This is a genomic window from Brachyspira pilosicoli (genome assembly GCF_008016535.1).
In the GTDB taxonomy this organism is placed as follows: domain Bacteria; phylum Spirochaetota; class Brachyspiria; order Brachyspirales; family Brachyspiraceae; genus Brachyspira; species Brachyspira pilosicoli_A.
Window position 1 is genome coordinate 33,486 of the sequence record NZ_SAXY01000035.1, and the last position, 25,031, is coordinate 58,516.

Annotated in this window: 21 protein-coding genes, 1 tRNA gene and 2 pseudogenes; 13 read left to right on the forward strand and 11 right to left on the reverse strand. The window is 28.2% G+C overall.

From position 1 onward, the window contains the following. Positions 1 to 35 precede the first annotated feature (35 nt). Together xdh and yqeB are read left to right on the forward strand one after the other, a co-directional pair. A complete protein-coding gene (xdh, locus tag EPJ72_RS05570) occupies positions 36 to 2,609 on the forward strand; it encodes a selenium-dependent xanthine dehydrogenase (protein WP_147731223.1) in 2,574 nt (857 codons plus the stop codon). Between the two features lie 4 nt (positions 2,610 to 2,613). Continuing rightward, on the forward strand, positions 2,614 to 3,441 hold the full coding sequence (yqeB, locus tag EPJ72_RS05575; protein ID WP_147731224.1) for a selenium-dependent molybdenum cofactor biosynthesis protein YqeB: 828 nt from the start codon (positions 2,614 to 2,616) through the stop codon (positions 3,439 to 3,441). Between the two features lie 570 nt (positions 3,442 to 4,011). Here the strand turns inward: yqeB and EPJ72_RS05580 are convergent. Both EPJ72_RS05580 and EPJ72_RS05585 read right to left on the reverse strand, forming a co-directional pair. Next, entirely contained in the window at positions 4,012 to 5,616 is a 1,605-nt protein-coding gene (locus tag EPJ72_RS05580; RefSeq protein ID WP_147731225.1) for a peptide ABC transporter substrate-binding protein, read from the reverse strand. 553 nt (positions 5,617 to 6,169) lie between these two features. Beyond that, a complete protein-coding gene (locus EPJ72_RS05585; protein ID WP_147731226.1) occupies positions 6,170 to 7,054 on the reverse strand; it encodes a restriction endonuclease in 885 nt (294 codons plus the stop codon). A gap of 175 nt (positions 7,055 to 7,229) precedes the next feature. Here EPJ72_RS05585 and EPJ72_RS13405 point away from each other — a divergent pair, with 175 nt between their 5' ends. Together EPJ72_RS13405 and EPJ72_RS13410 are read left to right on the forward strand one after the other, a co-directional pair. Then, the gene (locus EPJ72_RS13405) at positions 7,230 to 7,751 is read left to right on the forward strand and encodes a histidinol-phosphatase HisJ family protein (protein WP_242004932.1); all 522 of its coding nucleotides are present in this window, start codon (positions 7,230 to 7,232) and stop codon (positions 7,749 to 7,751) included. Between the two features lie 45 nt (positions 7,752 to 7,796). Continuing rightward, positions 7,797 to 8,051 carry a hypothetical protein gene (locus EPJ72_RS13410; RefSeq protein WP_242004933.1) on the forward strand — a complete coding sequence of 85 codons (255 nt, stop codon included), beginning with the start codon at positions 7,797 to 7,799 and terminating at the stop codon, positions 8,049 to 8,051. 82 nt (positions 8,052 to 8,133) lie between these two features. Here EPJ72_RS13410 and EPJ72_RS05595 read toward each other — a convergent pair. Continuing rightward, positions 8,134 to 8,979: pseudogene (locus tag EPJ72_RS05595) on the reverse strand (ankyrin repeat domain-containing protein); the annotation flags it as partial. A 238-nt stretch (positions 8,980 to 9,217) separates the two neighbouring features. On the opposite strand from EPJ72_RS05595, the pseudogene EPJ72_RS13745 reads away from it, so the two are divergent. Further along, positions 9,218 to 10,122: pseudogene (locus tag EPJ72_RS13745) on the forward strand (integrase core domain-containing protein). 122 nt (positions 10,123 to 10,244) lie between these two features. Then, complete coding sequence (hydA, locus tag EPJ72_RS05605; RefSeq protein ID WP_147731228.1) at positions 10,245 to 11,681, forward strand: dihydropyrimidinase; 1,437 nt, start codon at positions 10,245 to 10,247, stop codon at positions 11,679 to 11,681. Positions 11,682 to 11,775: 94 nt separating this feature from the next. Here hydA and EPJ72_RS05610 read toward each other — a convergent pair whose 3' ends face one another. Together EPJ72_RS05610 and EPJ72_RS05615 are read right to left on the reverse strand one after the other, a co-directional pair. Further along, positions 11,776 to 12,390 carry a hypothetical protein gene (locus EPJ72_RS05610; protein ID WP_147731229.1) on the reverse strand — a complete coding sequence of 205 codons (615 nt, stop codon included), beginning with the start codon at positions 12,388 to 12,390 and terminating at the stop codon, positions 11,776 to 11,778. Between the two features lie 216 nt (positions 12,391 to 12,606). Further along, positions 12,607 to 13,710: a hypothetical protein gene (locus EPJ72_RS05615; RefSeq protein WP_147731230.1), complete on the reverse strand. Its 1,104-nt coding sequence runs from the start codon at positions 13,708 to 13,710 to the stop codon at positions 12,607 to 12,609. A gap of 134 nt (positions 13,711 to 13,844) precedes the next feature. Here EPJ72_RS05615 and galT point away from each other — a divergent pair, with 134 nt between their 5' ends. From galT to EPJ72_RS05645, 6 genes are all read left to right on the forward strand, one after another. Beyond that, positions 13,845 to 14,819: a galactose-1-phosphate uridylyltransferase gene (gene galT / locus EPJ72_RS05620; RefSeq protein WP_147731231.1), complete on the forward strand. Its 975-nt coding sequence runs from the start codon at positions 13,845 to 13,847 to the stop codon at positions 14,817 to 14,819. Positions 14,820 to 14,825: 6 nt separating this feature from the next. Beyond that, complete coding sequence (locus tag EPJ72_RS05625; protein ID WP_147731232.1) at positions 14,826 to 15,821, forward strand: glycosyltransferase; 996 nt, start codon at positions 14,826 to 14,828, stop codon at positions 15,819 to 15,821. 30 nt (positions 15,822 to 15,851) lie between these two features. Then, positions 15,852 to 16,505 carry a TM2 domain-containing protein gene (locus EPJ72_RS05630; protein ID WP_147731233.1) on the forward strand — a complete coding sequence of 218 codons (654 nt, stop codon included), beginning with the start codon at positions 15,852 to 15,854 and terminating at the stop codon, positions 16,503 to 16,505. Positions 16,506 to 16,590: 85 nt separating this feature from the next. Further along, on the forward strand, positions 16,591 to 17,199 hold the full coding sequence (locus EPJ72_RS05635; protein ID WP_147731234.1) for a LemA family protein: 609 nt from the start codon (positions 16,591 to 16,593) through the stop codon (positions 17,197 to 17,199). A gap of 119 nt (positions 17,200 to 17,318) precedes the next feature. Then, positions 17,319 to 18,830, forward strand: a complete 1,512-nt coding sequence (locus EPJ72_RS05640) for a flagellar hook-length control protein FliK (RefSeq protein WP_147731235.1) — start codon at positions 17,319 to 17,321, stop codon at positions 18,828 to 18,830. A 42-nt stretch (positions 18,831 to 18,872) separates the two neighbouring features. Beyond that, complete coding sequence (locus EPJ72_RS05645; protein WP_147731236.1) at positions 18,873 to 19,577, forward strand: flagellar hook assembly protein FlgD; 705 nt, start codon at positions 18,873 to 18,875, stop codon at positions 19,575 to 19,577. Positions 19,578 to 19,721: 144 nt separating this feature from the next. Here EPJ72_RS05645 and EPJ72_RS05650 read toward each other — a convergent pair whose 3' ends face one another. The 4 genes from EPJ72_RS05650 to EPJ72_RS05665 all read right to left on the reverse strand — a co-directional run bounded on the left by EPJ72_RS05650 (position 19,722) and on the right by EPJ72_RS05665 (position 22,398). After that, positions 19,722 to 19,994 (reverse strand): hypothetical protein, encoded by a 273-nt coding sequence (locus EPJ72_RS05650; protein WP_147731237.1) that lies wholly within the window; start codon positions 19,992 to 19,994, stop codon positions 19,722 to 19,724. 5 nt (positions 19,995 to 19,999) lie between these two features. Further along, positions 20,000 to 21,103: a HEAT repeat domain-containing protein gene (locus EPJ72_RS05655; protein ID WP_147731238.1), complete on the reverse strand. Its 1,104-nt coding sequence runs from the start codon at positions 21,101 to 21,103 to the stop codon at positions 20,000 to 20,002. Between the two features lie 90 nt (positions 21,104 to 21,193). After that, complete coding sequence (locus EPJ72_RS05660; RefSeq protein WP_147731239.1) at positions 21,194 to 21,790, reverse strand: OmpA family protein; 597 nt, start codon at positions 21,788 to 21,790, stop codon at positions 21,194 to 21,196. 23 nt (positions 21,791 to 21,813) lie between these two features. Next, complete coding sequence (locus tag EPJ72_RS05665) at positions 21,814 to 22,398, reverse strand: OmpA family protein (RefSeq protein WP_147731240.1); 585 nt, start codon at positions 22,396 to 22,398, stop codon at positions 21,814 to 21,816. A 143-nt stretch (positions 22,399 to 22,541) separates the two neighbouring features. Here EPJ72_RS05665 and EPJ72_RS05670 point away from each other — a divergent pair. Further along, positions 22,542 to 22,616, forward strand: a tRNA-Gly gene (locus EPJ72_RS05670). A gap of 18 nt (positions 22,617 to 22,634) precedes the next feature. Here the strand turns inward: EPJ72_RS05670 and EPJ72_RS05675 are convergent. Together EPJ72_RS05675 and murB are read right to left on the reverse strand one after the other, a co-directional pair. Beyond that, positions 22,635 to 23,621: a radical SAM protein gene (locus tag EPJ72_RS05675; RefSeq protein ID WP_147731241.1), complete on the reverse strand. Its 987-nt coding sequence runs from the start codon at positions 23,619 to 23,621 to the stop codon at positions 22,635 to 22,637. Then, positions 23,608 to 24,510, reverse strand: a complete 903-nt coding sequence (murB, locus tag EPJ72_RS05680) for a UDP-N-acetylmuramate dehydrogenase (protein WP_147731242.1) — start codon at positions 24,508 to 24,510, stop codon at positions 23,608 to 23,610. The genes EPJ72_RS05675 and murB overlap by 14 nt, the downstream gene beginning before the upstream one ends. Between the last annotated feature and the right edge of the window lie 521 nt (positions 24,511 to 25,031).

Genomic DNA, 25,031 nt, shown 5'->3' on the forward strand with positions numbered 1-25,031 from the left:
TTATTAATATATTATTAAAATTGGAGGTAATATATATGGGAGAGAATGTCAAGATTATCATTAATGGCAAAGAGATGAGTTTTGACTCTGATAGAAAATTAATGGATGTTCTTAGAAATGATTGCAAATGTAAATCAGTAAAAGACGGATGCTCTGAAGGGGCTTGCGGAACTTGTACTGTTTTAATAGATGGTAAACCTACTAAATCTTGTATACAAACTATAGGAAGACTTCAAGGAAAAAGTGTACAAACTATAGAGGGATTTACTCAAAGAGAAAAAGATGTTTATTCTCATGCTTTTGCAGCTGCAGGTGCTGTGCAATGCGGATTTTGTATACCGGGCATGGTGATATGTGCTAAGGGGTTAATTGATAAAAATAATAACCCTACAAGACTTGAAATTGTTGCTGCTATAAAAAATAATATTTGCAGATGTACTGGTTACAAAAAAATTATTGATGCTATAGAATTAGCAGCTAAAATGATTAGAGAAAACATTGATGTTAAAGAATATAAAGGAAAGGTAAAGTTAGGCGACAAAAATATTATCAGAGTTGATGCCAAAGAGAAAGCACTTGGTATTGGCGAATATTGTGATGATATAGAATTAGAGGGTATGCTTCATGGTGTTGCTGTTAGAACTAAATACCCTAGAGCTAAAATATTAAAAATTGATGTAAGTGAAGCAAAAGCTTTAAAAGGTGTTGTTGATGTAATTACTGCTAAAGATTTACCGGGGGCAAAAAAGATTGGACATATTTTCCACGACTGGGACGTTCTTATTGGTGAAGGTGAAACTACAAAATTTATTGCTGATGGTTTAGCTTTAATTGTTGCTGAAGATGAAGCTACTGCCAAAAAGGCTAGAGATTTAGTAAAAATAGAATATGAAGAGCTTCCTTTAGTAAAAAATCCAGAAGAAGCTATGAAAGAAGGAGCTCCTTTAGTTCATGAGGATAGAGAAAGCAATTTACTTACTCATGAAAGATTAGTTAAAGGTAATGCTGATGAAGTAATAGCAAAATCAAAATATAAAGTTACAAGGCATTATGAACTTCCTTGGACAGAGCATGCATTTATGGAGGCAGAGGTTGCTGTTGCTATGCCTTTTAATGGAGACGGTATATTTGTATATTCAAGCGATCAGAGCGTTTATGATACAAAAAGAGAAGTATCTATGGCTTTGGGAATAGATCCTGAAAAAGTTGTAGTAGAAAACAAATATGTAGGAGGCGGTTTCGGCGGTAAAGAAGATATGAGCGTTCAGCACTATGCTGCTATAATGGCTTATAGAACAAAGAGATCTGTTAAATTCAAACTTACAAGACAGGAAAGTATTAACTGGCACCCAAAACGCCACCCTATGAGCATAGATATGACTACTGCATGCGATGAAAACGGCATACTTACAGCTATGAAAGCAGTTTTAATAACAGATGCTGGTGCTTATGCTTCATTATCCGGACCTGTACTTCAAAGAGCTTGTACGCATGCTGCTGGTCCTTATAATTATCATGTTATAGATATAGAGGGTAAATCAATATATACCAACAACCCACCTACTGGACCATTCAGAGGTTTTGGGGTTCCTCAATCTTGTTTTGCTACAGAGATGAACATAAACTTGCTTGCTGAGATGTGCGGTTTGGATCCTTGGGAAATAAGATATAGAAATGCTATTCGTCCTGGTCAGGTGCTTCCTAACTATCAAATAGCTGATGATTCTACCGGTCTTGTTGAAACATTAGAGGCTGTTAAAGATATATTCTACAATAACAAATATGTTGGTATAGCTTGTTCTTTGAAAAACTCTGGTGTGGGTGTTGGACTTCCTGATACTGGAAGAGTTCGTTTATTAGTAAAAGACTCAAAAGTTAATGTATATTCTGCTGCTTCTTGTATTGGACAGGGTATTGCTACTGTGCTTTATCAAATAGCAGGTGAAACTCTCAATTTGAATGATGATGAGATAATAGTTCATCAGCCTAATACTGCAACTTCTCCAGATTCTGGTACTACTTCTGGTTCAAGACAAACACTTATTACAGGTGAGGCTTGTAAGAGAGCTTGTGAAGAGCTTAAAAAAGATTTAGATTCTGGCAAAACTTTAAAAGACTTGGAAGGAAAAGAGTATTACGGAGAATGGCTCACAATAACTGACAAAATGGGAGTGGACAAACCTAATCCTGTTTCTCACGTGGCTTATAGTTATGCTACACAAGTATGCATACTTAATGAAGACGGCACAATACAAAAAATAGTTGCTGCTCATGATATAGGAAAAGCAATTAACCCTATAGCTTTAGAAGGACAAATTGAAGGCGGTGTTGTTATGTCTTTGGGCTATGCTTTAACAGAGAAATTCCCGCTTGAAAATTGTGTGCCTAAAGTAAAATTTGGTACTTTGGGATTATTTAGAGCTGACAAGACTCCTGATGTTGAATCTATTATTATAGAAAAAGAAGGTGTTCCTTATGGTTATGGTGCTACTGGTATAGGAGAGATTTCAAGTATACCTACTGCTCCTGCTGTTGCTTTGGCATATTATAAATTTAACGGCGAGTTCCAAACAGAATTGCCGCTTAAAAATACTCCTTATTCAAGATAATTATATGAGTTTAATTAACAATGAACTTGTAATTGTAAGAGGAGCTGGTGATTTAGCTACTGGTGTTGTGTACTCTCTATATAAGGCTCATTTCAAAGTTATTATATTAGAGACGCAGCACCCCTCTGCTATAAGAAGAAAGGTTGCATTATCTGAAGCTGTTTATGATGGTAAAACAAAAGTTGAAGATATTGAAGCTGTACTTATTAAAAGCTATGAAGAAGCTCTTAATATAATTACAAATAAAGATTATAAAGAGATTCCTATTCTTATTGACCCTAACTGTGAAATATTAAATCACATAAAACCAACATTTTTAATTGATGCTATAATTGCTAAAAAAAATCTAGGCACTAATAAATCTATGGCAAAATATACTATAGCATTAGGACCTGGTTTTACTGCTGGTAAAGACTGCGATATTGTTATAGAAACTATACGTGGGCACAATCTTGGAAGAATGTATTTAGATGGTGAAGCTATACCCAACACAGGAATACCCGGAAATATTGGAGGCAAAGAAGCTGAAAGAGTAATACATGCAAACTCTGACGGCATTATTGAAAACATAAAAAATATAGGCGATTTTGTAAGAGAAAAAGAAGTTATAGCATATATAAACAACGACAACAAAAAAATAGAAGTAATAGCACCTTTTGAAGGGCTTTTGCGTGGCATTATAAGAGATGGTTTTAAAGTACGTAAGGGCTTAAAAATAGCTGATATTGACCCAAGAAAATATGAGTATGATAATTGCTTTACAATTTCAGACAAGGCAAGAAACTTGGGCGGAGCTGTACTTACTGCTATGATGTATTTATATAATAGATAATTAATTTCAAATTATAGATTCTTTTATTAAATTAAAAAATTTTGTATATTTTTTATTGTTCTTTTTCCCGCGTACGAGCTGTACCACCTTGCCGCACGGTAATGTTATGCTTTAATTATAACTTCTTAGAAGTGCGGGGGAGTGCCTTTTAATGTACAATTAAATTATAAAATTTATAATAAAAATGCAGCCTTTTTGCTTCTTTGTGGCAACAAAAGAAGTGGGGTGCTACCCTACGGGCACGCTTCGCAGGGGGCAAAGCCACCATAAATATTTAACAAAAAAAATTAAAAATTTTCAGTATAAAAATAACTATATTTTAGAATATAATTTTTTATTCAACTTTTTCCCGCCTTCGCACCACAGGCACTTCCTTCGGTCGCTGTGCGGACTTCGTCAAAGTTGCAAAAAGTGCAAGTATTCAAATTTTATATCTAAAAAATATATATAATGACACTATATGTTTATATCTATACTTCATAAAAATGCGGTCCTTCGCGAAGCGTATCCGAAGGATATAAGCTTCTTCTATGCCAATAAAAAATTTCTTTATAAATTAAAATACTATTATTATTCACTTATATAAGCATTTCTAAAATCATATATTGAAAAAATATCATATTTCACACCATTAAGTTTTTTACTCTGCATAACAGTAGATTTATCATAATATATAGGAATAATAGCCATATCCTCCTGTATAAGTATACGTTCTGCATCATAAGCTGCTTTTATTCTTATATCTTCATTGGAATTAGTCATAGCAACATCAACTAAATAATCATAAACTTCATTAGTATATCCACCGTCATTTCCTAAACCGTCAAGCTGAAAAAGTCTTAAATAACCAGTAGCTTGATTGTAAGCAACACTTGTACTAGCCTTAATCATTTGAAAACTTCCGTCTTTTATAGACTGCAAATAACTTGTTGGCTCTTCATATCTAAGTTTTAAATCTATACCTAAATTGTTTTTATACATATTTTGAATAGCTTCTGCCACAAATAATGAAGACGGATTAGTTGTTGTAATTAACTCTATTATAGAGAATTTTTTTATATCTCCATATCCTGCCTGAGCAAGAAGTTTTTTAGCTTCTTCAATATTTTTTTGATAATCGCTCTCTTTAAGAGAAAAATATTCAGGAGCATTATCTCTAAAATTATTAGTACCATTCTTTACATTAATAGGAACAAAACCATTAGCTGCTACCCTTCCTCCTCCTAAAACATTATTTACTATATAATTTCTATCTATGCCAAGTGCTAATGCCCTCCTTACTAAAGGATCAGTAAAAGGTCTTCTCTTTAAGTTAACCATATAGTAAGCTATTGATGTTATGTCAACTTCTCTTCCTATCCCCTGCTCTATTAAAGAAGCTCTTTCATTTTCTGGTGCCTCTGGATAAAATAATATACTCTCAGCATAAATTGCCGCAACTGCAGTATTAACATCTTCTAAAAACTCAAAAGTAATTTTTTCAGCCCTAACATTATCTTTATCCCAATAATAAGGATTTTTCTCCATTACTATTTTTACAGCTTTATCATATTTTGTAATTATATAAGGACCGTTTCCTATATAATGTTCTTTACTTAATTCCCAATCTTCTCCATAAGCTTCTATAATATCTTCTCTCACAGGAGAAGCAATATCACTAGCCATAGCCTCCTCAAAATAAGGAAGCGGTATATCAAGCTCTATTTTTAAAGTATAATCATCTAAAGCATAAACTCCTAATTTTTCTAATGGCTTCTCTCCCAACATTATAGAATGTGCATTTTTTATTATATCAAAGCCCAAAGAAAATGGAGAAGCCACTTTAGGATCTATCAATCTTCTTAAAGTGTATACAAAATCATTTGCTGTTAATCTCTTTCCGTCAGACCATTTAGCATTTTCTCTCAAATGAAATATATAAACTGTATTATTACTCATAGCTTCCCAGCTTTCAGCAAGTGCAGGAATTATAGTACCGTCTTCATCTCTTTTAGTAAGGGTTTCAAAAGCATGTGTTATGTAAACTGCTGTATTTATGCCTTTTGCAAATGCTGGGTCTAAACTGCTTGGCATTCCTCCTACTGATACCACTATTCCTTCATTAGATGACTTACTATTAGAACATGATAATAAAAATATATTTGCAAGCAAAATTATTATAACTTTCTTTATCATATTATTCTCTTTATACTATATATACTATTAATATTACTTTATTTAATTTTTAAAATATAATAACCAAATATATAATTATGTCAACTATGTTATGTTAATTAAATTTTTCGCACGGTAAGCAGATTTAAAAATATAAATGTGTAATTTTTATTAATTGACATACTAAATAATAAAAATAAATCGTGCGTACTATAAAATTTTAAACTTAATAAAAACTTGGGCTAAGCTGTGCTTACTGCTATGATGTATTTATATAAAAACAATTAATTTCAAATTATAGATTTTTTATTAAATTAAAAAATTTTGTATATTTTTTATTGTTCTTTTTCCCGCAGCAAAAAGAACCAAAAAATGCATATATTTTATGCTTTATATATTTGGAATATGTATTAAGTGTAAGGTAATACCTCCATTTTAGTTAGAAAAAATGCAGTCCTTTTGCTTCTTTGGGTCACCAAAAGAAGTGGGGGTTCGGGGGCTAGTCCCCGAAAATAATAAAAAGATAAAAAAGTAATTTTTGATAAAATACAAACCTTTAGTATATAAATAATTTTTAAATAATAATATCATATATATTTCTTGTTTCTAATACTTTTACTCCAACCTCGTATTCACGCATGTATTTAGCAAGCTTATATCCGTTTATAAGAATTATTTTTATGTCTTTTAACTCTTCTACAACCTTCTTTGCTTGGGGAGTATAATCTGAAGTGGTAATAAAAATTCCTCTGCTTATGCCATTAACATTTTTAAGACCATGTGCAAATTTTGTTATTTCTGTGTCATTAACTTTATTATTTTCTCTGTAGCATTTACATTGTACGCCCACTATATCAAAACCAAATTTATCCATAGTAAGTGTTCCGTCAATTCCCCTATCGCTGCTTCCGCCTGTTCTATATTTTTTACCATAGCCCATTTTCTCAAGCAAATCTAAACATATATTTTCAAACCTTGTTCCCTTATCAACACTGCTCTCACCCATTAGCTGCAATCTGTCTAATATATCTTTTTCCACACCCTCATAATATTCTTCAATACTCTTTTCAACCTCGCTTCTGTTTTCATCTTCTTCTATGTCATCATCATCATTATCATGGCTTTTGCTGTTTTCTAAATATGGAGTTTTTTCTTTTAGAGTTTTGAAATCAAAGTTTGGGTTTTCTTCGTAGAACTTTTTTCCGAAATCAGTAATTATATATTTGCCTCTATCTACATTTTCTAAAAGTTCTGCTTTTTTTAAATAAAATAAAGACCAATGCACTCTATCTTTAAATTTATAATTTCCATTTTTATGTAATAAATTAAAATCTTCATCTGAAGTATTAGTATAATCTTTTACAATATTAAAAATATAGTTTATATCAATAGGTTCTGTTGCATTATACAAACATTTAAGAACATATTTATCATAATCTCTGTATTTCAAAAGCGCCATAATATATACTCCGAAAGCATTATTAAAAAATCATACTTCAACAATCAATTTTTTACAAGATAATAATTTTTTTAACAAAACTTCAAAAACATATTCTTTATTTTTTCACATTAACAAATTTATTTTTTCTGCATAAATGATATAATTAATTATTAAATAAAAAGGACTTATTAATATGCTTGTAGATTATCATGTACATACAGAGTTTAGTGATGATTCTAACTATCCATTAGAAGATGTTATAAAAGATGCTATCAAACTAAACATAAATGATATTTGCATCACAGACCATGTAGACTATGGCATAAAAAAAGATTGGGATGAAATAGAAATAAAAGATAAAGATACAATTACAAATGTTAATTATCCAAAATATATAGAAGATATTAACAAAATGAAAGAAAAATATTCAAAACAAATTGATATAAAAACAGGGCTTGAATGCGGAATACAAACTTCTACTATTCAAAAATACGAAGAACTTTTAAAAAAATATGATTTTGATTTTATTATATTTTCTGTTCATCAGGTAGACAATAAAGAATTTTGGACGCAGGATTTTCAAAAAGATAAAACACAAAAAGAATATAATGAAGCATATTATAAAGAAATACTTGAAGTTGTAAAAAAAATTAAAAATTATTCTGTATTAGGGCATTTAGATTTAATTATTCGCTATGACAAAAAAGGAATATAACCATTTGAAAAAGTAAAACCTATTGTAGAAGAGATACTAAAGATAGTGATAGAAGACGGCAAAGGAATAGAATTAAATACTTCTTATACTAGATATGGTTTAAAAGATACAACACATTCTGTTGATATATTAAAACTCTATCATAAATTAGGAGGAAATATTATAACTATAGGAAGTGACAGCCATCAGCCTTCTCACTTATGTTTTAATATCAATGAAGCAAAAGAAATATTAAAAAATATAGGCTTTAAACAATTTTGTACTTACAGTAAAATGATACCACAGTTTCATGATTTATAAATAATTATTAAAAAATATTAATATAACTTTCTTACAATAAATTAACTATAAAATTAAAAGTTTAATTATAATAACTTACTTTCTATTTTCTTTGAGTTCTTTGAGCTTTTTTTAAAATACTTACAATTTTTCTAAGTTTAAGATGTTCTGCTATATCTAAAGCAGTATCTCCATAATCATTTTCTATATTTATATCGGCTCCTTTTTCTACTAGAAATTTAACATATGGTTCAGCAAACCTTGAGCCATATGATGAACAAGCCCAAATTAAAGAAGTGTATCCATTATAATCTTTTGCATTAATATCTGCCCCTTTTTCTAATAAAACTTCAGCTAATTTTATACGATATTCCTGAAAACTTTTATTATTAAAATTACCTTCACCCATGCCAAGATATATCAAAGGAGTATATTCTCGTTTATTCTTTATGTTTACATCAGCACCTTGCTCTATTAAAAAATTAGCTATTTCAAAGTCTAGTATATCAATACTGCCTTCATCTAAAGTATCAAGAGTTTTATTTAAAGCTGTGTCTCCTTCATTATCTTGGGCATTTATATTGGCATTTTTTGAAACTAAATATTTTATTACATCTATATTTCTTTCATGACTATACTCACATGCTGATATTAAAGCAGTACTTCCTCCTTTATAAAAGTTTACATCAGCACCATTTTTTAATAAAAATTCAACCATTTCATAATTTGTATTTCTAGCAGTATACATTAATGCTGTAGCACCTGCTTTATCTTGAATATTGACATCAGTACCTTCTTCTATGAGCAGTTTTGCTATATCATCATATCCGCTTACAGAAGCATTTATTAAAGCCGTTCTATTATAAGAATCTAATGCATTACAGTTTGCACCTTGCTCTAAATATGATTTAACTTTTTTTATATTATTATTTTCTACAGCGGAAAATAACGATTCATCTAAAGTTTTGGAATATAAAAGAATATTAAACAAGAATAATATAATAAATACTTTTTTCATATATACCCCCATATATACAATTTGATTATATATTACAAAATATTCACAGTCAATATAATCATAATTCTTTAATTGTTTAGGAGCCATAGATATTGCACGTTTTTTTAGTTTAAAAAAAGCAGGTATTCCTTATAATTTAATTAATTAAAATAAAACAAAAGGAATACCTATGAAAGAATATACTTCAAATCAAAGAAAAAAGATAGTTCTAAAAATCAATAAAGTTAAGAATAAAGAAGTATTAGCTTTAAAATATAAGATTAGTATTAGAACATATTATTATTGGAAAACACAATTAGAAACTTATTCTATTATAAAACCTAAATCTACTGCACCTAAAACTAATAAAAATAAATTGAAAAATAAAAAGATTATTAAAAGAATAATTGAAATAAGAAAATTATATGGTTATGGTAAATTAAAAATAAAAAAACAATTAGAGTTAGAAGACATTAAAGTAGGAACAACAGCTATAGAAACTGTCCTAAAAGAAAATAATTTGTATAGGAGCAAAAAGAAAAAAATTAATAGAAAGCATAAAGGAAAACATGCGATTTATATCAAGGAGGCAGGGGAAAAGGTACAAATAGATGTCAAATATGCTTTTTTGGTGAAATACGCTATTATCAGTTTACTGCTGTAGATGTAGCTACAAGAATGAGCTTTAGATATTTATACGATGAAAAAAGTCCATACAGTACCATTGATTTTATGAAACGGCTTATAGATTATTTTCCTTTTAGAATACATTGTATTCAAAGCGATAATGGTACAGAATTTACTTACCGTAAACATTCATTTAATACTGAACACCCATTAGATATATTTTGTAAGAAAAACTATATTAAAAGGGTTTATAGTCCAATTGCATCACCTTGGTATAATGGCGTAGTAGAGAGTACACAAGGACAAGACCAAAAAGAATTTTATGATTTTTGTACTAAAGAATTAACCTTAAAGAAAGCAAATAAAAACATACAAAAATATAATCATTTTTGGAATTATAAACGAATACATTCTGCTTTAAATTATGATACACCTATGCTATACTTTTATAAATTAAGGAATTCCTAACTGCAATATGTTTGGCTCCCGTGCATCATAATTCTTTAATTTCTATAATATATTAATTTATAAATTGATATTAATAAAATTTTTATTATAATTAAATTGTTATTTTATTATAGGGAAGTGCTATGAAAATTATTATAAAAAATGGTACTATAGTTAATGCTTCAGAAACTTATAAGGCTGATATATTAATAGAAGATGAAAAAATATCTAAAATAGGTGCTGATTTAAAATGCGACGGGGCAGAAATAATTGATGCTTCAGGCAAATATGTAATGCCCGGAGGAATTGATGTTCATACGCATATGGATATAGATGTAGGAATTGGAAGAGCTGTTGATGATTTCTACACTGGAACAGTTGCTGCTGCTTGCGGAGGCACTACTACTATAGTTGATCATATGGGCTTTGGACCTAAAGACTGTGATGTGTTTCATCAATTAAAATATTATCATACTCTTGCTGACAAAAAGGCTGTTATTGATTATAGTTTTCACGGAGTTTTACAGCATGTCGATGAAGATGTTCTTAATGGGCTTGAAGTATTAGCAAAAGAGGAAGGTTTGCAAAGTACAAAATTATATTTAACTTACAATTACAAAATAGAAGATGATAATGTTGTGCGTGTACTTAAAAAAATGAAAGAGCTTAATGGAGTTTCTGCTTTTCATGCTGAGAATCATTATGTAGTAGAATATTTAAAAAAGAAATTTGTTGAAGAGGGAAAAACTTCTGCGCATTATCACCCTATAAGCAGACCTTCTGAAGCAGAAGCAGAGGCAGTTAATAGGATTATACATTTATCTGTTATAGCGGGAAATGCTCCTGTATATATAGTTCATACTTCTGCAGCAAAAAGTGTTGATGAGATAGTTAATGCTAGGGCTTTGGGACACAAAAATATTTTTTCAGAAACTTGTCCTCAATATTTAGTTTTAACTGATAAAGAATATGACAGAGAAGACGGACTTAAATTTGTAATGTCTCCTCCATTAAGAAAACAGGAAGACTGCAACAGATTATGGAAAGCTATTGCAGACGGACATATTCAAGTAATAGCCACAGACCATTGTCCTTTTAACTATGAAACAGATAAAATAAAAGGAAAAGATAATTTCACTAAATGCCCTAATGGTGCGGGGGGAGTTGAAGAGAGATATCCTTTAATATTCTCTGAAGGCGTTATGAAAGGAAGAATTAGCATAAATAAATTCGTTGAAACTTTATGTTATAATCCTGCTTTAATATATGGGCTTTATCCAGAGAAAGGAGCAATTATTCCGAATGCCGATGCTGATATCACTATAATAGACCCTAACAAAAAATCTGTTATAACAAAATCAAATATGCATGGGGCTTGTGATTATACCGCTTATGAAGGAATTGAGCTTTTATGCTCTATTGATACAGTTATATCAAGAGGACAAATTGTCTGCAAAAATAATAAGTTTGTAGGCAGTAAAGGACATGGAAAATTTATAAAAAGAAAAACTTTAGATAAATATGCTGATTTTAGTAAGCATTTTAAATTGGGTGATTATGTGGATATTGACTGTAACTAAAAAACTATAAATTAATAGCAGTTATTATATTTTAATAGCTGCTTTTTTATATTAATCTAATAATAATTTTTTTAATATAATATAAAAATTAATTTTATTTAAAATGTTTTTTTCCTAATTGCCATATATATTTATCTATTTGCTTAAGACAATAATCATTTAATTTATAAAATTTAATAAACTCAAAAAGTATATTTTTTAACTTACAGTATTCTTTTAAATCTTTATTTTGAAAGTTGTAAAACTTATCTTTATCTCTAAAATATATAAGTACAGCATCAACATATTTATCATATATTGGATAATATGCAGGTTTATGATGAGAACAATATTTAGAAGCAAATGAATAAAAATTTTTTTCTTTATCTTTTATTTTTACTTTTTTTATATCATCTACTAAAGTTATATCTCCAATATTTAATCTTTCATCTATAGAACTTTTATTTTCTATATGATTCAAACTTTCTATATGTTTAGCAACTTCAAAAATACTATATATATTTGTACTATAAAAATCATTTAAAGCAACTGTTTTTAGTAATATATTTTCTATACTTTTATTATCAGGGCATAATTCAAAAAATAATTTATTTAAAGCTTTTTCCTGATAATTATAACTTTCTAATTTATACCACTTTGCTAAATAATATTCAATCTGTTCAATGGATGGTAGTGGCGGTGGTTTTGTAATATCTTTTAATTTTAGCATAACATAAAACTTTAATTAAAACACAGTTAATTTAATCTCAATAAATAATATATATAAAATAGTATAATATGAATTATAAAAAAAGATAGTAAAAAATACTAATAAACTTAAAAATAAATAAGAGCATTGATAACAATTATGCTGTCAATGCTCTTCTATAAAAAATTATTATAAATATGTAGCATAAACAATGGTTAAATGCTAAACATAAAATATTTATTGTTTTATAGGAACTAAATATGTAAAATCAAATTTTAATGTTTGGTCATACCTTATACCTACTTTATTTTCTTCTGTTAAAAATAATCCATTAACAAAACCCAAACTCAATACTATACCATTATCAAATACAAAATCTTTAGTAAGGTTCAAACCAAAATAAAACGGCACTCTATAGAACGGGTCTCCTTCTACACTTATGAATTTATGATTTTTATTAATATACCATCCAGAAACAAATATTATAGGCTCTATTTTAAACCATGTCATAACATCTATATTACCTCTTAAAAATAAAGCATGACCAAACTGTCCTTTTATATTATCTCTATCAACCAAATTATAAGAGGCCATATAAAGTATTGATAAATATTCACTATTAATACCAATAGCACCAACATAATTTTCTGTTATAGCAGGACTGCCCTCTACAAATGGATATTCATGTCCTCCATTATGCCAATAATGAACACCAAAATAAGGAGTTGCTATATTATGGAGAAAATCTAAAGCATAAGTAAGCCCTACATCAAACCTCTCTCTATGTTTAGCATTATGCTGTATCTGCCAATTCATATATATTTCCCCTCTTCCGCCTTTAAACCACTCAAAAGATGCTCCATATTCATAATAGCCATGTGTGAAAGGTTCATTATATTTATACTCTTCTGGTCCTTTAGCTATCAAAGTATTATCAGGAGTAGAACGTACTACAGGTGTCATATCCATTAAAGGGTCTCTTATAGGTGCTGGTAAATTATGCCCGCCTTTCATTGTGCCTATTCTTAATGCTATATATTCATTAGATAATTGAGTTGTAACTATAGGAAAAACTCTTATACCTTGCGGAAATTCAAATGTAAATGGAAAAAATACAGATGCCCCTACACTTAAAGTAATAAAATCATTAAACTTTATATCAAAAGCACCCTCTGTAAAATTTTCAAAATAAGTTAAAGTTGTTCTAGTTTCTTTCCAATATGTATTTTCTCCGTTATACGCATAAGAACTTGTAAATAGCCTAAAATCTACTGTAGTATCAGCATAAACAACAAAAAACATTTGTAAAAATAACAAAATAGATATTATTATAATTCTCATAATTAAAAAACCTCAATTTTTATAGCCGTCATTATATCATAATGATTATAAAAAATAAATTACAAAATATTTGCTTATTATAAAAAATAGATATATAATTAATAAGCAATAAAGATTTTAGGAGTATATTCATTATGGCAGAATTACGTTATAATCCTTTGCTTGGCGATTATGTTATGATAGCAAGTCATAGGCAGGCACGTCCGCAAATGCCTAAAGACTATTGTCCTTTTTGTCCCGGAAGCGGTAAAGTACCAGATAGTTATGATGTTCTCTGTTATGATAATGACTTTCCTGCACTATCTTTTGAGCCGCCTTATCCAGATGATGTTGACAATGGTAAACTATTTAGAACAGCACCTTCTATAGGAAAATGCGAAGTAATATTATATTCTTCTGACCATAACACTACTCTTCCAGAACTCTCTGTTGAACATATATTAAAACTTGTTAAATTATGGCAAGAGAGAATGGTAAAAATAGCTGAAAATAAAAAAATAAAATATATTATGCCTTTTGAAAATAAAGGCGAGGTAGTAGGTGTTACTATGCCTCATCCTCATGGTCAAATATACGGATATAGTTGGATACCTTTAAGAATTAAAAGAAAAATAGATATGGCTTCAAGCTATTATAATATAAAAAATAAAAATCTATTTGCTGATATGCTAGAACAAGAAATTGAAGACGGAAGAAGAATCATATTTGAAAATGATGATTTTGTATGTTTTCTTCCTTTTGCTTCCGAATATCCTTATGGTATTATGATTATGCCTAAAAGAAATGCTATATCAATAAATGATTTTAATGAAAAAGAATCTCTATCATTGGCTGATACTTTGAAAAAAGCTACTACTACATTAGACACATTATTTGATATGAAGTTTCCTTATATGATGTGTATGTATAGTGCTCCTGTAAATGATGGATTTAATTACAATGATATTTGGCGTTATCATATAGAGTTCTTCCCTCCTATGAGAAGCAAAGAAAAACAAAAATTCAATGCTTCATCAGAAACAGGCGCTTGGGCTCCTTGTAACCCTACTAGTCCTGAAGAGATGGCTGCTAATTTAAGAACTGCTTATTTTAGAAATATTGGGATGTAAATATAAGTGTCATTAAAAGTAACTATTATTATTCCTCATAGAATAGGTGAAAATATAGAAAGTACATTAGTTGGAATTTATCTATCTGATTATAATAAAAATAATATAGAAATATTTCAAGCTGAAGGTACTCACCCTACCGTACAAAGAAATGAATGCTTAAAAAAAGCATCAGGAGATATTATATATTTTATAGATAATGATTCTCTTGTGGACCCGCTTAATATAAAAAGAGCTGTAGAAATATTTGAAAGCAATGAAAAAGTAGCAATAGTTGGAGGACCTGCTATTCATATTATTTCGAATGCAAAAGAGAGATATATTGATTCTTGTATGCGTTCTTATTATGCTGTGGGTCCAATTGCAAATAGATATAGTAAAAACTCTTCCACATATAGAGAAGGAACAGATAGAGATGTAATACTTTGTAATTTATTTATAAGAAGAGATGTGATATTTGAAGCGGGGCTTTTTGATGAGAGTTTATACCCAAACGAAGAAAATGCATTAATTGATAAAATACTTTCTTTAGGATATAAACTAATGTATGACCCTGAAATAATAGTAAGAAGACCTCCTAGGGGAAATTTAAAATCATATATAAAAATGCTTCTTAACTACGGAAGAGGAAGGTTTGAACAGCTTTATAAAAACTTTAGTAAAAAAAACTTAATATTTACATTGCCTGCTTTTTTTAGCATTTATATTATATTATTGCCAATAGTATTAACTATTTATCTATATACTAAAATTAATTATATAGCTATATATTTTATTCCATTTATTTTATATTCAGCAATTACAATTTTAGCAGGAATAATAAAATCTATAAGAGATAAAGGAATTATAAATAAATTACTAGGAGTGTTTATATATCCTTTTATGTTTTTTATAACACATATGTTTTATGGATTAGGATTTTTTTATGCAGTTTTTAGAATTATAACTGGTTATAAGAGAGTAACGAAATTTAATATAAATAAATATAAATCATTCTCTTAAAAAATTATAAAATATGGTAGAATAGTAAAAATGAAAAAAAGAGCATATGCTATAATATATTCTGCATTATCTATAATGCTTGGCGGAATTGGTATACAAAAATTTTATCTTGGACAAACAAAAAGGGGAATACTGCATGTTTTATTCTTCTGGACTTTTATACCTACTATTCTTTGTGTAATAGATTTATTAAAGTTCACATTTATGACAGAAGAGGAGTTTGATGAAAAATATAATAAAATAGAGTTAACTAATAATTCTTCTAATAATAAAAAAGACTCTAAAATTATAAAACAATCTTCAAAATATAGTAAACTTATAAACATTACATCAATAAAAATTAAAGATAATAAAATAAAAGAAAATATTAAAGAATTAAATGAACTTTACAAAAATATAATAGACATATCTGCAAAAGATACAGCTAGTAATAAAATAGCAATAAAAGAATTAGAAAAACTTCTTGAATATAATATACCTACAATAGTAAAAATAATAAATACATATATAGATTTAGAAAAATCAAAAATAGAACAAGATAATACAAAATTAAAAAATAATATAATGGACTCTATTATAGCAATAAAAGAAAAATTAAAAACGATATTAGATGCAATATATAATAATAATGTTATAGACATTTCAAGTGATATAGAAGTTATAAAATCAACTTCAAAGAGATAGTACAATATATATTATTTTTGACAATTTACTTTTATTTATATATAATTGTTTTATTATTTGAACAAAAAATATTTAAGGAAAAGTAATGAAGGGTTCTATTGTGGCTATTATATTTATTATAGTTAATGTTATAGCTATTAGTATATTTATGATAGTAACTACTACTTCAATAAAAAAATCTATTCTAACCGAAGAAAAGTTATCAAGAGAACATTTAAATAATATATTAAATATTTATTCAAAAAAAAGAGAAGCTTCTATACAATATTATAATGCCATATCAAAAATACCAAGATTAGATACATACACAGTAAGTTCATTAAGTAATTATATAATAAGACTAAACAAAATAGAGATAGATGATAAATTAATAGAAAAACCTCTAACTTTTCAAGAGTTTCAATATGTTCAAGCGAGAATACAAGAAAATATCAATAAAATAGATTATACAGCAAGAAATTATCCTGTTTTAAGGACAAATCAATTTTATATAGAAGCTTTAAGAATAATAAGACCAATTATACAAGAAGAGAAAAAAGCAATAGAAACATATAATACACATGTAAGTGAATATAATAGATTATCAACAATGCCTCCTTCAAATATTGTAGCTGGCATTATGGGTAAATTTCCTTTCTTAGTATTTGAAACAGGTACAAATATCATTTCTCAAACAGCACATATATTTCAATAATTTATTATTGTTAAAATTATATTTTAATTAATTTTTGCATAGCATTTTTTTATAAAGCAAATTTCTATATTTCCGAACATAAAAGTGATATGATTTTTATTTTTTAAGAGGTTATGTTTATGATAAAATCAGTTAGCAATGTATTATCTTTTAATGACAGCAATATATCTGCTAATAATAATACAATTTATAATCTATATGATGATAATAATAGTTTTGCTAAAATGTTAGATGAAGCACAAAATAGCGAGGACATTTATTCTCAAAGTGCTACAAACAAATCTATAGAAAAAGAAGAAAATTATCAAGATAGTTTATACAAAAATAATATAACAGATGAAAACTCTCAAAATGCTGATAGCACTGAAAACATAAAGAGAGAAAGCATTGAAAATAATACAGATGAAGTTAAAAATAGTGAGTTAGAAGAAACTGTAAATGAGAAAAAAGTAGAAACATCAGAAAACGATAACAAAGAAAATAAAAATATAGAAAGCACTGAAAATGCAGATAATAATGAAATAAAAAAAGATATAATGTCCTCTAAAGAAAAAGCAAAAAAATTAATTGATAAAGCAGGACTCATAATAGAAAATTATAAGGCTGATAAAAAGGCACAAATAGATAAAAATATTAATATAGATAATAAAGTTAATGAAGAGAAATTATCTACATTGCTTAAATACATTGAAGATGTAAAAGAAGAGCTAAAGAACATTAATTTAGAAGAATTGGATGAAAAAGATAAAAAAGAAATTACTGATTTAATAATAGTTTTAGAAAGTTTGGAAGAGATTGCTGTATCTAATCAAAATAATGATAACAATGTTGAAAAATTATCAGACATATTTGAGTTGGTAGAAGTTAAAGACGATAACATAGAAGAAACGGCTAAAAATAATAATATAGAAAAAGCAGATGTAAAAGACATAAGAGATGCAAAAATAGAAGAAAATAATAATAATGAAATAGTTAACGATTCTGCAGAAACTCTTATAAGTAATGATGATAATGCTGCTGATAAAAGAGAGATGAGATTACAAGAAGCTAAAGAAAATGCTAATAACAATTTAAATAACACTATATCAGATGAAAAAGGAAGCGAACTTACAATTATTAACATGAAAGATTCTTCTTCTAATTTAAAAGGATATAATCATTATAACAATGTATCTAAAACACAAAACAGTAGTAACCTTGCTGAGAATATGATTAGATTTCAGGATTTGATGTCAAAGTTGGTAGAGAAGGCACAGGTTGCTGTTAATAATGGTAAGAGTGAAGTTTTAATGTCGCTTAATCCTGAATATTTGGGTAAAGTGAGATTAAAAATAAGTATGGATGCTGATAACAATTTAGTGGGCAAAATATTTGTAGATAATGCTGAGATAAAAGACATATTTACAAAAAACTTAGACACAGTCATTAGTTCTTTGAATGAGATTGGAATAAATATAGAAGGTTTTGATGTAATGCTTAGGCAGGATATGCCTAATGAAAATGGAGAGTTTGAGTTTGGAGGCAATAATAATAATTTAAATGGTTTTGGAGCAGACAACGTAGAAGAAGAGGTTGTAAGCGTACAAAATTATAATATAGTTCCAGAGAGAAAATTAAACTTATTAATATAAAAAATAATTAAATAAAAAAAATAACTTAGGAGATAAAAAATTATGATATCAGCAGAAGCATTAAGAATGAGTGATAAGGAGATAAGAATATTAAAGCAAGAAGTTGGAGCTTTTAACTTGCAGCATAATTTTGAAAGAGACCCTGCTAAAAACTCTTTAGGTAAAGATGACTTTTTAAAACTATTAACAGTACAAATGAGCCATCAAGACCCATTGTCTCCTATGGATAATAGAGATATGATAGCACAGCTTGCACAGTTTTCTTCTGTAGAGCAAATGACTGAAGTTAATAAAAACTTAGAATCTATGAAAACATTTTATTCTAGTCAAAGCGGTTATTCTATGCTTGGTAAAAGTGTGGAAGTAATGGACGAGGCTGGAAACAGATTCTTAGGACCTGTTGAGATGGTTATGGAAAATGACACTGGAGTTGCTTTGGCGGTTAGAACAGCTAACGGACTTATAACTGTTAGACCTGAAGATGTTATGATAGTACACTCTAGCGGCGATTTAATGGCTTCAGAATCTGCAGCAACTACTGCAATTATGGAAAATCAAAGCGAAGATGAAGCTACTAAAATATTCAAATCATCATTAGCAGATAAAGCTCAAATAGTAAGACCTTCAGAAGATGATGGAAATGGTGCTGATGCTGTTGTTAATAATTCTGTTATGATGACAGCAAAAGAAGATAATAAACAAAACGAAGAAAAAGCTAGTATAGGAAACAAAACTATTAAGAAATAATAATTAATATAATACAATATATATCTAATATATTAAGCAATATTTATATTTGAGCTTAAAAAATGCAGTCCTTTTGCTTCTTTGGGTCACCAAAAGAAGTGGGGGCTGGGGCAAAGCCCCAGAATAATAAAATTTAAATAGTTTTTAATATGATGCTTTCTTTATGTAAAAATCTAATTTTGAAACATTTATAAAAACTCTTTGTAAATTCTCTCTTGAATCTTCTAATTTATAATCTTTAATTGAGCTTACAAAATCATCTAATAAATTACTAAGATTAGTTATTTTATTTTCCATAGCTTTTTTTTCAAGAAGCTCTATTTTTCCTACAAATGAACTGTCAATATTATCTATACCAGAAAATGCAATATCCGATAAAATAATCTCTAACTCTTTAACAATCTCTTTTAAAATCATAACCGTTAGTAAGCAGTAGCTGTAGTTGCCTTTGTTGTTGTATTATTAGAACCTTCTACTATCGATTTTGCTTTGTCTTTAATTTTCTTGTTTGCAGAAGAGTCTGCTAATTTTTTAATGGCATCAAACATCTCTCCTGTAGGCATAGAATCATTATAAAGATTTAATACCTCAAGAGTAATATTTTCAGAATTATCATTTTGAAGCCTATAAAGTAATAGTTCCTGAATCTCTGCCTCTGTCTTATAATCATTTAAAGCTTTAATAGCATATATTCTCACTGATTCACTATCATTTTTACAAGCCTCAACAATATCTGTTTTAATGTCCCCATAAGCACTATACTCTGGAAGTATATAAATAACTCTCGCAGTAACTTCAGGCAAATCCTCTTTTAAGATTTTTTGTAATATCTCATAATTTTCAGCACTAGGATAAGCACCCAAAGCAACTATTCCCATATATCTAACTAAAGCAGGCTCCCCTGTATTTTGTGCAACATTTCTACAAATAACTTCACCCTTACTATCTTTAGTTTCAGAAAAATATCTTAATATCTCTATCTTTGTACTTGAGCCAATAACATCATTAGTATATTTTTCTGCCAAATAATCTGATGCTAAAGTAGATTTAATAGCTCCTAAAGCATTTATCATACTGTCTAATATAAGTCCAGATTCATTACTAATAGAAGACATAATATTTGCCTCATATTTTATATCAGGATAAATAGAACATAAATAATAAGCCTCTTTTCTTACACTATCATCTTCATCTACTATAGCATAATCTATTATAGTCTTTCCTTTATCATTAACATTTTGTTTAAAAAAGTTTATTATCTCTATTTTTATTTTGTTATTTTTTTCATTAGGATAATATTCCACCATGGCAGATATATCATTTTCATTTTTAGTCTTTTTTATTCTTGAAATAGCAGATATTTTCTGAGAAGTAGTGCCATATTTGAAAGTGTTGATTAATTCCTCGTTTACAACATAGCCTGATGAAGCAGCTTCATTAGTAGGTGACGATGAAGTTTGATTTGTGTCTTGTGCAATTAAATTAAAAGAAATAATTAATAAAAATAAAATAACAAATTGTTTCATACAACATAATACCTTTAATTTAAAAAACCTCCTCATTTCTTGTTACAGAAAGAAGGAGGTTAAATTTCTATTAATATACATAAAAATCAATTAATTTCCAGTATATACAGTTTCCTTTCTCACATTAAGAGTAGATACAAAACTATTATATTTATCCAAATCTGCTTGATTTTCAATAATTACAAATTCATATCTTCTAAGATTAGCTTGAATATTAGACTCTGGTAATGCTTCGCCGAGCGGTTTTTCAATTAATCTATCAGCATTAACCCCATTATTAACCAAATAATTCCTAGCAATTCTTACCCTATTAACAGATAAATTATAATTATAAGGATAAGCTATTCCTTTATTGCTAGTATGTCCTTCTATTACCAATCTAACATTAGGGTTTTTATCTAAAAACTCTATTATCTTAGCAAAAACAGCATTAGCATTTGCAGGCATAGCAGTCTTAGCAAATCCAAATATTATTTTTGGATTAGTTTCAAGCACTCTTCCTCTTTGAGTCTCTCTTATAGAAGTACCCTGAGGCAAATAAAGTTCATTAGTATTAGCAACAGGCTGCGGCTCTTCTTCTACAGCTAAAGCAACAGGTTCTGCATTTTCAACAGGCGCCATTTCTGGAGTAGTACCGCAAGATATTATAAAAATAAATAAAGCAAAAATAAATAATAATTTTTTCATAATCTTTACCAAAACCTTAGATGTTAATTTTCTTTATTAATATCGACAGTTTTTGCAAAGTCATTATACTTTTTTAAATCTGCTTCATTCATTATTACTATAAATTCAGTTCTTCTATTAGCTTCTAAAGTAGGATATTCTGGAAGACCCTCACCAAAAGCATTTTTAAGAAGTCTGTTATTTTTAGTGCCTAATTTTATTAAATAATTATAACTAGTATCAGATCTTCTTACAGACAAATTGTAGTTGTAAGGAGCTTTACCTTCTTTACTAGAATTACCTTCTACCATAATTCTTATTTCAGAATTATTGTTTAATATAGTATAAACCAAATTATAAGCTTGTTTATACTCTCCTATTTCTACAGCTTTATCGAATTGGAATTTTACTTCATAAATTCCTATCTGCTTACCTACATCACTTTTAGCTTTAGGATCATAAAGCTCTAATACCTTTCCTCTAGGAGTTTCTCTCACCCTAACACCATCTGGAAGATTTAATTGAGTATTAAAACCAGATGTGTTTTCTGGAGTAGTCGCCTTAGGTGTACTAGAACAAGCAACTACTGTAGTTAAAATAAATGATAGAACTAATATTACCTTTTTCATATTCACCCCAGTTATTTAAAATTATTCTTAAACAGTAAAACCATATTATAATGAATTGGTAAAATTATCAATAAAATATTATCAAAATAATATAAAAGACTTGCTTTTTTTTAGCTGTATGTTATAATAAATAAACTTTAATCGCGGGCGTCGTATAATGGTTATTACCTTAGACTTCCAATCTAAAGATGACGGTTCGATTCCGTTCGCCCGCTCCATTTTTTATTTATTTGTTTTTATTCAAATGGCTTATCTTTTCTAAAATCTGGTAAATAATTCTCGCTGCTTTCAATCTCTTGACCTAGTATATTTTCAAAACCTAAATCTAATGCAAAGTTTAATACTTCATTATATTCTTTAACATATAGTTTTCTGTTAATATTATCATAATCTTTTGCCGTAAACTCAGGGCTATACTGAGACATTAAAGAAATATAACTATTTAAAAAACCCCTCTCTTTTAATTCTATTAATATATCATAAGAATCAGATTCATTGTTTGGCAAAACTAAATGCCTTATTATTATGCCGCTTTTGGCAATATCATTTTCATCTAAAATCAAATCCCCTACCTGATTTTTCATTATAGTTATAGCATTAATTACAACATCAAAATAATTCTCAGCTCTAGAATATTTTATAGCATTATCATTATTAAAATATTTTAAATCTGGCAAATAAATATCAACTATAGCATTTAAGCAATCTAATAATTCATTAGTATCATAACCATTTGTATTATAAACTATAGGCAAGTTTAATCCATTAAGCAATGCAATTTTTAAAGCCTTTAATACAGGGTAAATTACATGCGTAGCACTTACAAGATTAATATTGTTAGCACCCTCTCTCTCTAAATCTAAAAAATAAGAGGATAGTTTATCTAAATCTATAACTTCCCCAATGCCTTCGGAGCTTATTTGATAATTCTGACAAAACACACAAGATAAATTGCAATTAGAAAAAAATACTGTTCCGCTTCCAGTGTTCCCAACAAGCATAGGCTCTTCACCAAAATGCAAAGTATGAGAAGCTACTTTTATATGACTAGTATCTTCAAAAATCTTACATCTTCCTATTTTATTATTATTTCTGTCTGTTTTACATAAATGTCCACAGCATATACAGCTATCATAAAGTGCCTTAGCTTTTTCTATAGCACTATCTATATAATACAAATGCTTTTCATTATAACTATTAAAATTTTTATCAAAAAACTTCATTTTCATCATTTCCTATAATACGTACTTCAGCATTTAACTTTATACCTGTTTTAGTGTAAACTTCTTCTCTTACCTTTTTCATTAATTCAAAAATATCTCTTCCCGTAGCATTATTATAATTAACAATAAAATTAGCATGATAAGGTGAAACGATAGCCCCCCCTACCCTAGTGTTCCTCATATTAAGTGAATCTATTACTTTACCCGCTATCATATTAGTTTCATAATCATTCAAAAAAGTGCTTCCTGCAGATGGATATTTATATTGATTTTTGTTTTTTCTGTCTCTTATATATTTATTCATATCTTTTTTAATTATTTTTTTTAAGCCTTTATTTAATTTTAGCCTTACATCTATTATAATATATTTCTTATCTTGGAATATGCTTTTTTTATAACCATAATTACATTCATCTGCCTTTATATGCATATATTCAATATTGTCATCTATAATGCCGACACTATCTACAAACTCCGATATAGAATGTTCATAACATCGAGCATTCATATAAGCAGCCCCTCCAATACTTCCTGGAAGACCATACAAAAACTCTAAACCTGTAAAACTATTTCTATAAGCATACTTTACAACATCCATAACTTTAGCCCCAGAATAAGCTAAAATATTATTGCTAGTCTGCTCTATTCTTGTAAAAAAAACAGTGTGTATTATAGGAACTTCTATTACTTTATCCAAAAAAAGCACATTGCTCCCGCCGCCTAAAATAATATATCTTTTATCAGCATCATTTAAATATTTAATTAAATCTATAAAACCATTAATAGTTTCAGGCATATAAAAATGAAGTGCTTTAGCATTTACTCTAAAAGTATTATATTTTTTTAATGAACAATTTTGTTTATATAGAACACCGTTAATTTTATGCATACAATTATCCTAAAAAATTACTAAAAATAATATACTTGAATAAAGCCAAATTGTCAAAATATTTTAAAATTATATATACTGAAAATTTTTAATTTTTATTAAATATACTATATTATATTTATAATATAGTATATTATAAAGCTTTAATTTATAAAGAATGCAGTCTTTTTGGTTCTTTGTGCCAACAAAAGAACTGGGGGGGGGTGGGGCTAGTCCCCGCAAATAAAAAATTTAAAAAAATATTTTTTACAGAATTTTTTATTCAACTTTTTCCCGCCTTCGCTGTGCGGACTTCGTCAAAGTTTTAGCCCTTCGGGTACGCTTCATGAAAGTGCAAATACTTTAGCTTTATAGTATATATAAAATGTACAATAAAACTATATATCTTTAGCCATACTTCATAAAAATGCAGTTCTTTTGATTCTTTTATACCAATAAAAGAACTTGGGGGCAAAGCCACTACAAATATAAAAAATAAAAATTTTATTGTTCTTTTTCCCGCAGCTCGCGGTGCGGACTTC

Excerpts from the sequence above, each read along its gene's own strand:
- xdh (WP_147731223.1), top strand. The coding sequence starts at position 36 with ATGGGAGAGAATGTCAAGATTATCATTAATGGCAAAGAGATGAGTTTT.
- yqeB (WP_147731224.1), top strand. The coding sequence starts at position 2,614 with ATGAGTTTAATTAACAATGAACTTGTAATTGTAAGAGGAGCTGGTGAT.
- EPJ72_RS05580 (WP_147731225.1), bottom strand. The coding sequence starts at position 5,616 with ATGATAAAGAAAGTTATAATAATTTTGCTTGCAAATATATTTTTATTA.
- EPJ72_RS05585 (WP_147731226.1), bottom strand. The coding sequence starts at position 7,054 with ATGGCGCTTTTGAAATACAGAGATTATGATAAATATGTTCTTAAATGT.
- EPJ72_RS13405 (WP_242004932.1), top strand. The coding sequence starts at position 7,230 with ATGCTTGTAGATTATCATGTACATACAGAGTTTAGTGATGATTCTAAC.
- hydA (WP_147731228.1), top strand. The coding sequence starts at position 10,245 with ATGAAAATTATTATAAAAAATGGTACTATAGTTAATGCTTCAGAAACT.
- EPJ72_RS05610 (WP_147731229.1), bottom strand. The coding sequence starts at position 12,390 with ATGCTAAAATTAAAAGATATTACAAAACCACCGCCACTACCATCCATT.
- EPJ72_RS05615 (WP_147731230.1), bottom strand. The coding sequence starts at position 13,710 with ATGAGAATTATAATAATATCTATTTTGTTATTTTTACAAATGTTTTTT.
- galT (WP_147731231.1), top strand. The coding sequence starts at position 13,845 with ATGGCAGAATTACGTTATAATCCTTTGCTTGGCGATTATGTTATGATA.
- EPJ72_RS05630 (WP_147731233.1), top strand. The coding sequence starts at position 15,852 with ATGAAAAAAAGAGCATATGCTATAATATATTCTGCATTATCTATAATG.
- EPJ72_RS05635 (WP_147731234.1), top strand. The coding sequence starts at position 16,591 with ATGAAGGGTTCTATTGTGGCTATTATATTTATTATAGTTAATGTTATA.
- EPJ72_RS05640 (WP_147731235.1), top strand. The coding sequence starts at position 17,319 with ATGATAAAATCAGTTAGCAATGTATTATCTTTTAATGACAGCAATATA.
- EPJ72_RS05645 (WP_147731236.1), top strand. The coding sequence starts at position 18,873 with ATGATATCAGCAGAAGCATTAAGAATGAGTGATAAGGAGATAAGAATA.
- EPJ72_RS05650 (WP_147731237.1), bottom strand. The coding sequence starts at position 19,994 with ATGATTTTAAAAGAGATTGTTAAAGAGTTAGAGATTATTTTATCGGAT.
- EPJ72_RS05655 (WP_147731238.1), bottom strand. The coding sequence starts at position 21,103 with ATGAAACAATTTGTTATTTTATTTTTATTAATTATTTCTTTTAATTTA.
- EPJ72_RS05660 (WP_147731239.1), bottom strand. The coding sequence starts at position 21,790 with ATGAAAAAATTATTATTTATTTTTGCTTTATTTATTTTTATAATATCT.
- EPJ72_RS05665 (WP_147731240.1), bottom strand. The coding sequence starts at position 22,398 with ATGAAAAAGGTAATATTAGTTCTATCATTTATTTTAACTACAGTAGTT.
- EPJ72_RS05675 (WP_147731241.1), bottom strand. The coding sequence starts at position 23,621 with ATGAAGTTTTTTGATAAAAATTTTAATAGTTATAATGAAAAGCATTTG.
- murB (WP_147731242.1), bottom strand. The coding sequence starts at position 24,510 with ATGCATAAAATTAACGGTGTTCTATATAAACAAAATTGTTCATTAAAA.